Origin of the sequence: Azospirillum thermophilum, from assembly GCF_003130795.1 — a bacterium.
GTDB lineage: Bacteria > Pseudomonadota > Alphaproteobacteria > Azospirillales > Azospirillaceae > Azospirillum > Azospirillum thermophilum.
Genome location: NZ_CP029357.1, coordinates 129,960 through 142,355, shown reverse-complemented (window position 1 = coordinate 142,355; position 12,396 = coordinate 129,960). Strand labels below are relative to the sequence as shown.

The 12,396-nt window shown below is 70.8% G+C and carries 12 protein-coding genes and 1 pseudogene; 9 read left to right on the top strand and 4 right to left on the bottom strand.

The window, feature by feature from the left end:
- Positions 1–87: 87 nt before the first annotated feature.
- From torT to DEW08_RS25610, 3 genes and pseudogenes are all read left to right on the top strand, one after another.
- Positions 88–1,169 (top strand): annotated as a pseudogene (gene torT / locus DEW08_RS25620) (TMAO reductase system periplasmic protein TorT).
- Positions 1,170–1,272: 103 nt separating this feature from the next.
- Positions 1,273–2,811: a sugar ABC transporter ATP-binding protein gene (locus DEW08_RS25615; protein WP_109332648.1), complete on the top strand. Its 1,539-nt coding sequence runs from the start codon at positions 1,273–1,275 to the stop codon at positions 2,809–2,811.
- Positions 2,808–3,842: an ABC transporter permease gene (locus tag DEW08_RS25610; RefSeq protein ID WP_109332647.1), complete on the top strand. Its 1,035-nt coding sequence runs from the start codon at positions 2,808–2,810 to the stop codon at positions 3,840–3,842. Before DEW08_RS25615 ends, DEW08_RS25610 begins: the two co-directional genes overlap by 4 nt.
- 48 nt (positions 3,843–3,890) lie before the next feature.
- Here the strand turns inward: DEW08_RS25610 and DEW08_RS25605 are convergent, their stop codons facing one another.
- The 3 genes from DEW08_RS25605 to DEW08_RS25595 form a co-directional block, all read right to left on the bottom strand.
- Positions 3,891–5,285, bottom strand: a complete 1,395-nt coding sequence (locus tag DEW08_RS25605; RefSeq protein ID WP_109332646.1) for a formimidoylglutamate deiminase — start codon at positions 5,283–5,285, stop codon at positions 3,891–3,893.
- A 32-nt stretch (positions 5,286–5,317) separates the two neighbouring features.
- On the bottom strand, positions 5,318–6,118 hold the full coding sequence (gene hutG, locus DEW08_RS25600; RefSeq protein ID WP_109332645.1) for an N-formylglutamate deformylase: 801 nt from the start codon (positions 6,116–6,118) through the stop codon (positions 5,318–5,320).
- Between the two features lie 110 nt (positions 6,119–6,228).
- Entirely contained in the window at positions 6,229–6,864 is a 636-nt protein-coding gene (locus DEW08_RS25595) for an SGNH/GDSL hydrolase family protein (protein ID WP_109332644.1), read from the bottom strand.
- Between the two features lie 258 nt (positions 6,865–7,122).
- Here DEW08_RS25595 and DEW08_RS25590 point away from each other — a divergent pair, with 258 nt between their 5' ends.
- The 6 genes from DEW08_RS25590 (at position 7,123) to DEW08_RS25565 (ending at position 12,153) form a co-directional block, all read left to right on the top strand.
- Positions 7,123–8,133, top strand: a complete 1,011-nt coding sequence (locus DEW08_RS25590; protein WP_109332643.1) for an isopenicillin N synthase family dioxygenase — start codon at positions 7,123–7,125, stop codon at positions 8,131–8,133.
- The gene (locus tag DEW08_RS25585; protein ID WP_109332640.1) at positions 8,130–8,909 is read left to right on the top strand and encodes a histidine utilization transcriptional repressor HutC; all 780 of its coding nucleotides are present in this window, start codon (positions 8,130–8,132) and stop codon (positions 8,907–8,909) included. Before DEW08_RS25590 ends, DEW08_RS25585 begins: the two co-directional genes overlap by 4 nt.
- A gap of 102 nt (positions 8,910–9,011) precedes the next feature.
- Positions 9,012–9,887 (top strand): transporter substrate-binding domain-containing protein, encoded by an 876-nt coding sequence (locus DEW08_RS25580; protein WP_245986994.1) that lies wholly within the window; start codon positions 9,012–9,014, stop codon positions 9,885–9,887.
- An 85-nt stretch (positions 9,888–9,972) separates the two neighbouring features.
- Positions 9,973–10,623, top strand: a complete 651-nt coding sequence (locus DEW08_RS25575) for an amino acid ABC transporter permease (RefSeq protein ID WP_425429138.1) — start codon at positions 9,973–9,975, stop codon at positions 10,621–10,623.
- A 19-nt stretch (positions 10,624–10,642) separates the two neighbouring features.
- The gene (locus DEW08_RS25570) at positions 10,643–11,317 is read left to right on the top strand and encodes an amino acid ABC transporter permease (RefSeq protein WP_109332634.1); all 675 of its coding nucleotides are present in this window, start codon (positions 10,643–10,645) and stop codon (positions 11,315–11,317) included.
- Complete coding sequence (locus tag DEW08_RS25565) at positions 11,317–12,153, top strand: amino acid ABC transporter ATP-binding protein (protein ID WP_109332629.1); 837 nt, start codon at positions 11,317–11,319, stop codon at positions 12,151–12,153. Before DEW08_RS25570 ends, DEW08_RS25565 begins: the two co-directional genes overlap by 1 nt.
- Here DEW08_RS25565 and DEW08_RS31395 read toward each other — a convergent pair.
- Complete coding sequence (locus tag DEW08_RS31395; protein ID WP_168220516.1) at positions 12,132–12,299, bottom strand: hypothetical protein; 168 nt, start codon at positions 12,297–12,299, stop codon at positions 12,132–12,134. The genes DEW08_RS25565 and DEW08_RS31395 overlap by 22 nt on opposite strands.
- Positions 12,300–12,396: the final 97 nt, after the last annotated feature.

Below are 12,396 nucleotides of genomic sequence, written 5' to 3'. Positions count from 1 at the left end.
CACCGGGGGCGGCCGGCCGCGCCGCCCCCGGCCCCTTCCCCGCTCCCCATCCCCGACCGTCCATCCCATGCCGTGGAGACCACCCGCATGACTGCCCCCGCTCGTGCCTTTTTCCTGGGATCCTGCCTCGCCGCCTCCCTCGCCGTCTCTGCCGGCAGCGCGTCCGCCGCCGACTGGTTCCCCTACCCGGCGGCGGAGGTGGTCCCCGCCTTCTCCGCCGAGGGCAAGCCGAAGGACATCTCCTACACGCCGCTGCCCAAGGCGTCGAAGCCGTGGGACATCTGCGTCTCCTTCCCGCACATGAAGGACGCCTACTGGCTGGGCGTCGACTACGGCGTGGTCGAGGAGGCCCGGCGGCTGGGCGTCAAGGTCAACGTGGTGGAGGCCGGCGGCTACACCGAGCTGAACAAGCAGATCAGCCAGATCGAGAATTGCGTGGCGCGCGGCGCCGACGCCGTGGTGATCGGCGCCATCTCGCTCGACGGACTTAACAATCTGGTGGGCGAGGTGGCGAAGAAGGGCATCCCGGTGATCGACGTGATCAACGGCATCTCCTCTCCCGCGCTGACCGCCAAGTCGCTGGTCTCCTTCCACACCATGGGCTACGAGGCCGGCCGCTATCTCGCGCAGAAGCATCCCGCCGGCAGCCCCAAGGTCAAGGTCGGCTGGTTCCCCGGCCCGGCCGGCGCCGGCTGGGTGGAGGCGGCCAACAAGGGCTTCCACGAGGCGGTCGCCGGCTCGGCCGTCGAGGTGCTTGAGCCGCGCTACGGCGACACCGGCAAGGAGGCGCAGCTCCGCCTCGTCGAGGATGTGCTGCAGGCGACTCCCGACGTGAAGTACATCGCCGGCACCGCCGTGACCGCCGAGGCGGCCCAGGGTCTGCTGCGCGAGCGCGGCCTGACCGACAGGATCGGCCTGATCGCCTTCTACATGACCCCCGGCGTCCACCAGGGCATCAAGCGCGGCTTCATCCAGGCGGCGCCTGCGGACTCCATGGTCATCCAGGGCCGCATCGCCGTCGATCAGGCGGTGCGCGCGCTGGAGAAGCAGGAGCTCGTCAAGCATGTCGGCCCGAAGATCTTCGTCGTCGACAAGGCCAACGTCGACAAGGTGCCGCGCGACGCCATCCTTCCCCGGAGTCCTTCACCCCGGTCTTCAGCGTGAAGTAACCGCGGCGAAGCGACGGCACGCGGGCCGCCTTCCGGCCCCACCCCCCACGACCACCGGGGGCCGGAGGCGGCCCGCGACCGCCCCAATCCAGGACACGCCCGCATGTCCCATTCCGTCCTGATCCGTACCGTTGCCCTGACCAAGCGCTATCCCGGCGTCACCGCGCTCGACCGGGTCGATTTCGACCTGCATGCCGGCGAGGTCCATGTGCTGTTCGGGGAGAACGGCGCCGGCAAGTCCACCCTGATCTCCCTGCTGGCCGGCGTGTCCGCCCCCAGCGACGGCGAGATCCTGGTGCGCGGCCGCAACGTCCGCTTCTCCGGCGTCGCCGACGCCCGCGCCGCCGGCATCTCCGCGGTGTTCCAGGAATTCTCGCTGGTCCCCACCCTGACCGTGGCGGAGAACCTCTTCCTCGGCGACGAGCCGCGCCGCGGTCCCTTCCTCGACCGCGCCGCCATGCTGCGCAGGGCCAGGGCCCTGTTCGCCGACCTCGACTTCCCGATCGACCCGCGCCGCCGCGTCGCCACGCTGAGCCGTGCCGAGCAGCAGATGGTGGAGATCGCCAAGGCGCTGCACGGCGAGGTCGGCATCCTGATCCTCGACGAGCCGACCGCCTCGCTGACCGACCGCGAGGTCGACCATCTGTTCGCGGTGATCGCCCGCATGAAGGCGCGCGGCGTCGGCATCATCTACATCTCGCACCGGATGCAGGAGTTCGCCCGCATCGCCGACCGCGTCACCGTGCTGCGCGACGGGGCCAAGATCGGCACCGTCGCCATGGCCGGAACCAGCGAGGCGGAGCTGCTGGAGATGATGGCCGGCCGCGCCATCGCCGAGGTCTATCCCGTCATCGCCCGCAATCCCGGCCCGCCGCTGCTCCGCGTCCAGGGGCTGCGGGCCTGGGGCGTCCACGGCATCGACCTGGAGGTGCGGCCGGGCGAGGTGCTGGGGATCGCCGGCCTCGTCGGCTCCGGCAAGTCGCGCGGCTTCCGTGCCCTGATGGGGCTGCTGCCGGTCGAGGCCGGCCACGTGACGCTGAAGGGCCGGGACGTCACCGGCCGCGGTACCCGCGCATTGATGCTGGCGGGCGCCTGCTACCTGCCGCCCGACCGCAAGACCGAAGGGCTGCAGCTCGCCTTCACCGCCCGCGACAACCTCGCCCAGGGCATGCTGGAGGGGTCGGGTGGACGGTTCGGCCTGCTGCCCTGGCGGCGGATCCGCAGCCGCTGCGAGGTGACCGCCGAGCGGGTCGAGCTGCCGCCCGCCTATCGCGGCCGTCCGGTCGCCCAGCTCTCCGGCGGCAACCAGCAGAAGACGCTGTTCGGCCGCGGCCTCGGCCGGGACTACGACCTCTACATCTTCGACGAGCCGACGGTCGGCGTCGACATGGGCGCCCGCGCCGCCATCTACCGGCTGATCCGCGACCTGACGGAGGCCGGAAAGGCGGTGGTGGTGATCTCCTCCGACCTGCCGGAGGTCATGAACCTCGCCCACCGGCTGCTGGTCTTCTCGCACGGCCGCATCGCCGCCGAGCTGGAGGGCGACGCCATCAGCGAAGCCGCCATCCTCGCCCACTTCTTCGACGATCCTCCGCCCCCCGGAGTCCCCCTGCAATCCGAAGCCGCGAGACTGCCCGCATGAGCGCCACCTCCTCCACCGAACCGGTCCCGACCACCGCGTCCCCCCGCCTGCGGGCGCTCAGCCGCGCGCTGTTCCTGCGGCTGGGCGTGCTGCCCTTCTTCCTGCTCGCCGCCATCATCGTCTTCGGCACCGCCTCCGACCGGTTCCTGACGGTGGACAACCTCGTCAATGTGGCGCGCCAGTCGGTCTATCTGATGCTGGTGTCGCTGGGGCAGATGGTGGTGCTGATCACCGGCGGCTTCGACCTGTCGGTCGGGGCGACGGTCGCCCTCACCTCGGTGGTCTCGGCGCTGGTCATGGCGGCGCTGGGGGCCGTGCTGCCCGACGCGGTGGTGCCGGTCATCGTGCTCGGCGCGCTCGCCGGCTGCGCGGCGGCGGGGCTGGTCGGCGTGGCCAACGGTGTCGGCGTCGCCTATTTCGGCGTGTCGCCCTTCATCATGACTCTGGGCGTCAGCTCGGTCGCGGCCGGCGGTTCGCTGTTCCTGACCGGCGGCGTCCCGGTGTCGGGCCTGCCCCACGAGTTCGCCGACCTCTTCGGCTTCGGACGCTGGCTCGGCGTCCCGGTGCCGGTGCTGGTGGCCGCGGTGGCGGTCTGCCTCATCTGGGTGGTGATGGCGCGCACCCGCACCGGCGCCCACATCCATGCGGTGGGCGGCAACATCAAGGCGGCCCACCTGTCGGCCATCGACACCCGCCGCACGCTGGTCTTCGCCTACACGCTGTGCGCGCTCGTCGCCGCGCTGACCGGCCTCCTGCTCACCGCCCGCGTGGAGTCGGGAGAGGCCAACCTGGGCGGCACGATCGCACTGGAATCCATCGCCGCCTGCGTCATCGCCGGCGTCTCGCTGCGCGGCGGCATCGGCCGGGTGGAGACCGTGGTGCTGGGCGCCTTCTTCATCGTTCTGGTGCAGAACGGGATGAACCTGGCGCAGATCGGCTCCTACCTGCAGATGGTGCTGCTCGGCGGGCTGCTGATCCTCGCGGTCGTCTTCGACCAGATCCGCTACCGCATGCTGATGGGCAACGGCTGAGCCGGCCGGACCGCCGCCCGCCCGGCACGGCCCGCTGTCCGGATCCCGCTACGCCGCCTCCCCCAGCGCGGCGAGGGCGCGGCGGTAGGCGGCGGTGATGGCGTCCTCGCGCAGGTGGCGGCCGTCGCGGACGACCGGGCGGCCGGCGGCGATGACGTCGCGCACGGCATGGCCGTCCCCGGCGAAGACATAGGCGTCGAGCAGGCTGTCGTCCCGGCGGGCGAGCAGCTTCGGGTTGTCGGCGTCGAGCACGACGAGGTCGGCCGGCTGACCGACGCGGATGCCGCCCTCCACCGCCGGCTGGCCGAGCGCCCGGGCGCCGCCCGCCACCGCCGCCTGATAGAGGCCGCTGCCGATCGACGCTCCCGGCCCGGCCCGCAGCACGTTGCGCCGCCGCTGCACCAGCCGCTGGCCATACTCCAGGATGCGCAGCTCCTCCGCCGCCGAGACCGAGATGTGGCTGTCCGACCCCACGCCGAACCGCCCGCCCTGCGCCAGGAAGGGGACGGCGGGAAACAGCCCGTCGCCGAGATTGGCCTCCGTCGTCGGGCAAAGGCCGGCGACCGCGCCAGTGGCGGCGAGGCCGGTCACTTCCGTCCCGGTCAGGTGGGTGGCGTGGACGAGGCACCAGCGGCCGTCCACCGGCGCGTTGTCCAGCAGCCATTCCACCGGACGCCGGCCGCTCCAGGCGACGCAGTCGTCGACCTCCGCCGTCTGCTCGGCGATGTGGATATGGATGGGGGCGCCGGGGGCGATGGCCTCCAGTCCGGCGAGCGCGTCGCGCATCTCCTCCGGCGTCACGGCGCGCAGCGAGTGGAGCGCCAGCCCGACGCGGCGGCCGGCCCGGCCGTCGAGCGCGCCGCGCATCGCCGCGACGATCGACAGCAGCCCGTCCACGTCGTTGATGAAGCGCCGCTGCCCGTCGGATGGCGGCCTGCCGCCGAAGCCGCTGTGGGCATAGAGCACCGGCAGATGGGTCAGCCCGATGCCGGCGGTGTCGGCGGCGGCGAGGATGCGCCGCGACATCTCCGCCCGGTCGGCATAAGGGCGCCCGTCGGTGTCGTGATGCAGGTAGTGGAACTCCGCCACCGCGGTATAGCCCTGCTTCAGCATCTCCATGTAGAGCAGGGCGGCGATCGCCTCCGCCGCGTCGGGGGTGAGGCGGCGGACGAAGCCGTACATCGCCTCCCGCCAGGTCCAGAAGCTGTCCTCCGACGGTCCGGCCCGCTCGGCCAGCCCGGCCATCGCCCGCTGGAAGGCATGGCTGTGCAGGTTCGGCATGCCGGGGATCACCGGGCCGGCGGCGCGCGGCAGGTCGCCGGCGGCGGCCCCGACCTCCACCGCGGCCAGCGCCCCCTGCGCATCGAAACGGAGCGCCACGTCGCCGGCCCAGCCGTCCGGCAGCAGGGCGCGGTCGCAGAACAGGCCGGTCAAGCGGTCCATCGTCGTCCCTCCCGTCTCCTCGACCCGGTCCCTCAGTCCTTGCCGTCGGCCCAGGCGGCCAGCGTCTCGACGAAGCGCCGCAGATGCGGGCGGATGCGCCCGGCGCGCGTCCCGTCGAAGGCGAAGGGCGGCTCCTCCCGCATGTAGGTGAGCTGCGCCATTTCGAGCTGGACGGCGTGCCAGCCCTCGTCCGGACGGCCGAAATGGCGGGTGATGTGGCCGCCCTTGAAGCGGCCGTCGCGCACATGGGTGAAGCCGTCCGCCCCGGCGGCGGCGCACACCGCCTCCAGCCGGGCGCCGAGACCGGCGTCGAGGCTGCGCCCGTCGTTGGTGCCGAGGTTGAGGTCGGGCAGCCGCCCCTCGAACAGGCGCGGCACGACCGAGCGGATGGAGTGGGCGTCGAACAGCACCGCCCGGCCGAACCGCTCGCGCAGCCGCGTCATCTCCGCGGTCAGGGCCTCGTGGTAGGGCCGCCAGTAGGTCTCCACCCGCCGGGCGACCTCCGCCTTGTCGGGCTCGGCGCCCTGCAGGTAGAGGGGCTGGCCGTCGAACAGGGTGGAGGGGCAGAGGCCGGTTGTGGCGCCGCTGTAGAGCGGCGTGTCGTCGCTCGGCCGGTTGAGGTCGATGACGAAGCGCGAGTAGCGCGCCTGGATCAGCCCGACGCCGAGATCCTCCAGGAAATCATAGAGCTGCGGCAGGTGCCAGTCGGTGTCGCACAGGCCGCGCGCCGCGGGAACCAGCCGGTCGGCGAAGCCGTCCGGCAGGGCGGTGCCGACATGCGGCATGCTGACCAGCACCGGCCGGCGCGCGGCGCGGAACCCGAAGACCTCCATACCCTCTCACTCCCTGCGGACGGCGGAACCCGGCGGTCGCCTGAACTGCAGGGATTATGTACATACAATATGGAGTACTCCAGGGAAAAGCCGCTGCGGAGGACGCCGGATCAGCGGGCGATCACGCTGCTGTGCGGCGAGGACCAGTCATGCGCCGTCATCAGCCGCAGGATCGCCCTGGCGATCTTGGTGCCGCCCTGCACCGACGGCTCGATCGGGTTGGCGTAGTCGCCGGGATCGTCGCAGATCAGCCGGAGGTCGAGCAGTGGCAGCCCGCGCGAGAAGGCGGCGCGGGTGATGATGTCGTTGAAGAGCGACAGGCCGGTGACGACCAGCCGCTGCCGCACCGGGTCGGGATAGCGTGCGTCGTAGATGGTGCAGACCGCCAGCGGCAGCCCGCGCGCCAGCACGCCGTCGAGCATGGCGGCATAGTCGTCGCGGAACTGCTCGCGCACCTGGGCGAGCTGGACGACCGCCCCGGCGACCGAGCGCGCCCCCTCGTCCAGCACCCGCGCATGGCCCAGCGCATCGTTGCCGCCGGCGCTGAGCACCAGATGGGTCGCATCGGCGGGAAGGCGGTCGAGCTGCCGCGCCACGCTGCCGGTGACCGCCCCGTCCACCGCGCAGAGCGTCGCCTGCCAGCCGGCCGGAAGCCGTTCCCGCAGCAGCCGGATCACGTCCGGGCCGCCGCCGACATAGGCGGTGTTGTCGAAGACGGAGTCGCCGAGCAGCACGATGTGGGGCATGGGGCGCGGTCCCTGGCGGCTCGGCCATCATACGGACTCAACAGCGCGATGACGCGTTCTTCACCATCCCGCTGCAAATCCCGTGATCAGCTACGCACAAAAACTATGCATAGTTCTGCGATGGACAAAAAAGCGGCTTTGCGTGTTGACATGGTTTTTGTACGTACATAACATTTGCCCCAACAGCGTGAGGCACCGCTTCCTGACGGATTTCCTCAAGAAAATCCGCTTGCGGCATGATCCTGGGAGAGATGCGATATGTCTGATCCAGGTCTTCCCATCATCGACGTCGCCGCCCTGTGCTCCCCCGACTTCGCCGACAGGCGGGAGGTCGGTGAACGGATCGCCGAAGCCTGCGGCACGACCGGCTTCTTCTACATCACCGGCCATGGTGTGCCGCAGGAGGTCATCGACACGGCGCTCGCCGAGGCGAGGCTGTTCTTCCGCCAACCGGCCGAGGCGAAGGCCGGGGCGGCGGCGGATGCCCGCTTCCGCGGCTGGCACGCCATCGGCGGCGCGCTGATGTACGGCGCCAGCCGGCCGGACTTCAAAGAGTTCTTCCAGATGGGGCTGGACCTGCCGGAGACCGATCCGGACGTGCTGGCCGGCCAGCCCCTGCGCGGCCCCAACCGCTGGCCCGACGGCCCGCCCGGCTTCCGGCCGGCGATGGAGGCCTACTACCGGGAGACCGGCGCATGCGGCGCGCGGCTGCTGCGCGGCGTGGCGCTCGCGCTCGGCCTGCCGGAGTCCTTCTTCGACGCGCGCTACGCCAAGCCGATGCAGCGGACGCAGGCGATCTACTACCCGCCGCAGCCGGCGGAGATGGGCGAGGACCAGTATGGCGTCGCCCCGCACACCGACTATGGCTGCATCACGCTGCTGTACCAGGACGGCACCGGCGGGCTGGAGGCGCAACGGCTGGACGGCGCCTGGGTGCCGGCACCGCCGATGGCCGGCAGCTTCGTCGTGAATGTCGGCGACCTGCTGGAGCGCTGGAGCAACGGGCGCTTCAAGTCGACGCCGCACCGCGTGGTCAACCGCAGCGGGCAGGAGCGGCTGTCCATCGCCACCTTCTACGACCCGACCTACACGGCGCTGGTCGATTCGCGGGAACTGCTGGCGGCGCTCGACCTCGACGACGCGCCGAACTTTCCGCCGATCCAGGCCGGCGACCACATCCAGAACCGCATCGCCGAGTCCAAGCGGCACCGCCAGTCCATCCAGGCAACCGGGCAGGCGCAGGCCGGCGGCGGAGCGGCGGGACGATGACCGGCAAGCCGGCCCCGCGCCTTGCGGAGCGTCTGGACGGGAAAGGGCCGCTCTTCACCCAGTTGAAGCGCGCGCTCGCCCGGCAGATCCTGCGCGGCGGGCTGGCGGTCGGCGAACGGCTGCCCGGCGAGGAGCAGATCGCCGCCCATTACGGGGTGTCGCGCCAGACCGCGCACAAGGCGATCGGCATGCTGGCGCGCGAGGGGTTCCTGGTACGGCGGCGCAAGGCCGGCACCTTCGTCGCCGCCCAGCGCCAGGGCGGCTTCGTGCTGCCGATCCCCGACATCGGCGAGGTGGTGGCCGGCTGGGGCGGCCTCTACGAGCACCGGATCCTGCGCCGCGAGACGGTGGCGAACGGCCGCAACGGCACGCACTGGCCGGACGTCGCGGCGGAGGCGCCGCTGCTGTCGGTCGAGTGCCTGCATCTGGGCGACGGCGTGCCGCTGCAGCTCGAACGGCGATGGATCAACCTGGACGCCGTGCCCGACGCGGCGGAGGAGGACTTCCGCGACGTGCCGCCCGGCCGCTGGCTGTCGCAGCATGTCCCCTGGTCGACCGCCCAGCACATCGCCCGCGCCGTCGCCGCATCGGCGGAGGTGGCGGAAAAGCTGAACATCGACCGCGGCACGGCCTGTCTGGTGGTGGAGCGCCGCACCATGCATCTTGGCATGCCGGTCACATTGGTTTACCTGACCGCGGTCGGCGAGCGCTTCGTCCTCAGCGGAACCTCCGAGCCGGCGATCGTGGCGGAACTGAACCGGGAGGATGCGGCCTGACCGCCCGCCCCCGGAGGCGGCCGGCGCGGCGCGGGCTCCCGGCGGGCAGCCTGGACCTCAAGCACAGAATGCAGCAACCATAGAACAGGGAGTGGCGAGACTATGTCGTACAAGATGGGGGCCTTCACGATGTTCCGTTCCATGACCCGCCGCAGCGGCCTGAAGGCCGCGCTGACCGCCGCGGTGGCGGTGGCCGCCGTGCTGTCGGCGGCACCGGCCGCGCAGGCCGACACGCTCGCCAACGTCAAGGCCGCCGGCGTGCTGAAGGTCGCGACCGAGATGCAGTTCCCGCCCTTCGACATGATCGAGGGCGAGACCTACAAGGGCATCGACCGCGAGCTGATCGACGAGGTGGCGAAGGAGATGGGCGTCAAGGCCGAGTATCTCGACCTGCCCTGGACCAGCGTGCTGCCCGGCCTGGAGGCCAAGAAGTTCGATCTGGTGATCGCGCCGGTGACCATCACCAAGGAGCGCATGGCGCGCTACGCCTTCACCATTCCGATCTCCGAGGCGACGGCCGCCCTGATGAAGCGCGCAGGCGACGCCTCGATCACCAAGCCGGAGGACATCAACGGCAAGAAGGTCGGCGGCGGCAAGGGCACCTCGCAGCTCGCCCAGATCAAGGAATTCGCCGCGGCCAAGGGCCTGAAGGTCGAGTTCAAGGAGTATGTCGACAGCAACCAGTCCTATGCGGAGCTGGCGGCCGGCCGCGTCGACGCCTCGGTCAACTCGCTGCCGAACCTGTCCTATGCCGCCGCCCAGCGGCCGGACACCTTCGGCGTCGTGCTGCCGCCCTTCGGCAAGCCGACCTACTTCTCCTGGGTCGGCCGCAAGGGCGAGGAGGACGCCTCGCTGGTCGCCGCGGTGAACGAGGCGCTGGCGAAGATCAACAAGGACGGCCGCATGGCGGCGATCCACAAGAAGTGGCTGGGCGCCACGTCGGAGCTGCCGACGACGGTTCCCGAGCCCTCCTTCTGATCGCGGCGCGTCCGATCGCGATCGATGACATCCGGACGGCGGAGCCCTTCCGCCGTCCCCCCCGCACGACCGCAGGAACCCTCCGGTGATGAGCTTCACCGTCCTTGCCAACAACCTGCCCTTCCTGCTGAAGGGCGCGGGCATGACCATCGCCGTGTCGCTGGCCGGCATCCTGCTGGGCCAGATCATCGGCGCGCTGACCTGCGTCATGCGGCTGTCCGGCGGGCGGGCGGGCGATCTGGTCGGCGCCGTCTATGTCAGCTTCTTCCGCGGCGTGCCGCTGCTGATCCAGCTTCTGCTGATCTACTACATGCTGCCGCTGATCGGCATCAACGTCCCGCCGCTGGTCGCCGCCATCGCCGCGCTGGGGCTGGCGTCGGGCGCCTATGTGTCGGAGATCTACCGCGGTGCGCTGAACGCCATCCCGCACGGGCAGAGCGAGGCGGCGCTGGCGCTGGGTTTCTCGGAGAGCCGGATCTGGCGGCGCATCCTGCTGCCGCAGGCCTTCCGCATCTCCATCCCGGCGTTGGTCAACGAGCTGATCCTGCTGCTGAAGGCCTCCTCGCTGATCTCCGTCGTCGGGGTGGCGGAGCTGACCCGCGTCAGCCAGACCGCCGCCGCGACCACCTACCGCCATCTGGAGATGTACGCGATGGCCGGGCTGATCTATCTGGTGATCAACGGCTGCCTCGCCCTGCTCGGCAGCTACGCCGAACGCCGCCTGAAGACGGCCTGACGGGACGCAGGAGCATTCCATGGACATGGACCTCATCTCCCGCTACGGGCCGTCGCTGCTGAGCGGCTTCGGCATGACCGTGCTGTGCTGGGCGTCCGGCACGGCGCTCGGCATCGTCATCGGCTTCGTCATCGCGCTGCTGCAGCGCCTGGGCTGGGCGCCGCTGAACGCCGTCCTGCGCGCCTACATCGAGGTGGTGCGGGGCACGCCCTTCCTGGTGCAGCTCTTCCTGCTCTACTATGGTGGGCCGTCGTTCGGGCTGCAGCTCGAGGCGACGAGTGCGGGCATCGTCGGGCTGGGCATCTACGGCAGCGCCTATTTCGCGGAGATCTTCCGCGGCGGCTTCCTGGCCGTGCCGCGCGGCTATGTCGAGGCGGCGGAAAGCCTCGGCATGCCGCCGGGGGCGATCCTGCGCCGCATCGTGATGCCGACCATGCTCGTCCAGATCCTGCCGACGCTGGTGAACATGATGATCATCCTGACCAAGGAGACGGTCGTCCTGTCGCTGCTGACCGTGCCGGAGCTGATGTACGAGGCCCAGACCATGGCGGCCGAGACCTTCGCCAGCTTCGAGACCATCTTCGTCATGGCGGTCTTCTACTGGCTGCTGGTGGAGGTGCTGTCGCGCCTCGCCCGCCGCGTCGAGGCCCGCCTGACCCATTATCTGTCCGCCAAGCCAGGGACCACCGCCTGATGTCCGCCGCCTCCGACCAGAACGCCGCCACGGTGCCCGCCGCCAAGGCCACGGACCCGACCGCGACCCCGATGATCGAGATCGCCAACGTCAGCAAGTCGTTCGGCCAGACGCAGGTGCTGCGCAACGTCTCGCTGACGGTCAACCGCTCCGAGGTCGTCTGCCTGATCGGCCCCAGCGGCTCGGGCAAGAGCACGCTGCTGCGCTGCATCAACTTCCTGGAGACCTACGACGCGGGCGAGATCCGCATCGAGGGCCGGCTGGTCGGCTACACCGAGGAGACGCCGCGCCGCCGCGTGCCGAACCGCCAGCTCCGCGAGCTGCGGCGCAACGTCGGCATGGTGTTCCAGCACTTCAACCTGTGGCCGCACATGACGGCGCTGGAGAATGTCGCGGAGGCGCTGGTCCAGGTGCGCGGCCTGCCGGCGGCCGAGGCGAAGAGCCGGGCCGAGGCGGTGCTGACGCGCGTCGGACTGGCGGAGCGGATGCATGCCTACCCGAACCGCCTGTCGGGCGGCCAGCAGCAGCGCGTCGCCATCGCCCGCGTCGTCGCCATGGAGCCGCACGTCATCCTGTTCGACGAGCCGACCTCGGCGCTCGACCCCGAGCTGGTGGGCGAAGTGCTGCAGGTGATGCGCGACCTTGCCGCCGACGGCATGACGATGGTTGTGGTGACGCACGAGATGGGATTCGCCGCCCATGTCGCCGACCGCGTCGCCTTCCTGGACGGCGGCCGGATCGTCGAATACGGCACCCCGACCCACGTCTTCCACGAATCCGCCGAACCGCGCGTGCGCCAGTTCCTCCAGACCTATCACGAGCGGAACAGCTTCTGATCCCGGGCACGCGCCCCGGCAAGTTCGGCTGCCTTGAGAGCCTTCAAGGCGGCATCGCGCAGCAGCGACGAGCCGGGTCCCTGTCCCGCCCAACGGACATCCACCGCCAGCCGCCCGACGATCACGACCGGTATCGGATCCGGCATGTTCCGCCTGACCTTTCCGGTGGCGCAATCATGGAACACGGCCCCATCGCCAGACTGTAACAGGCGATGACGTCGCGGCCGTGACAGAGGACGAACA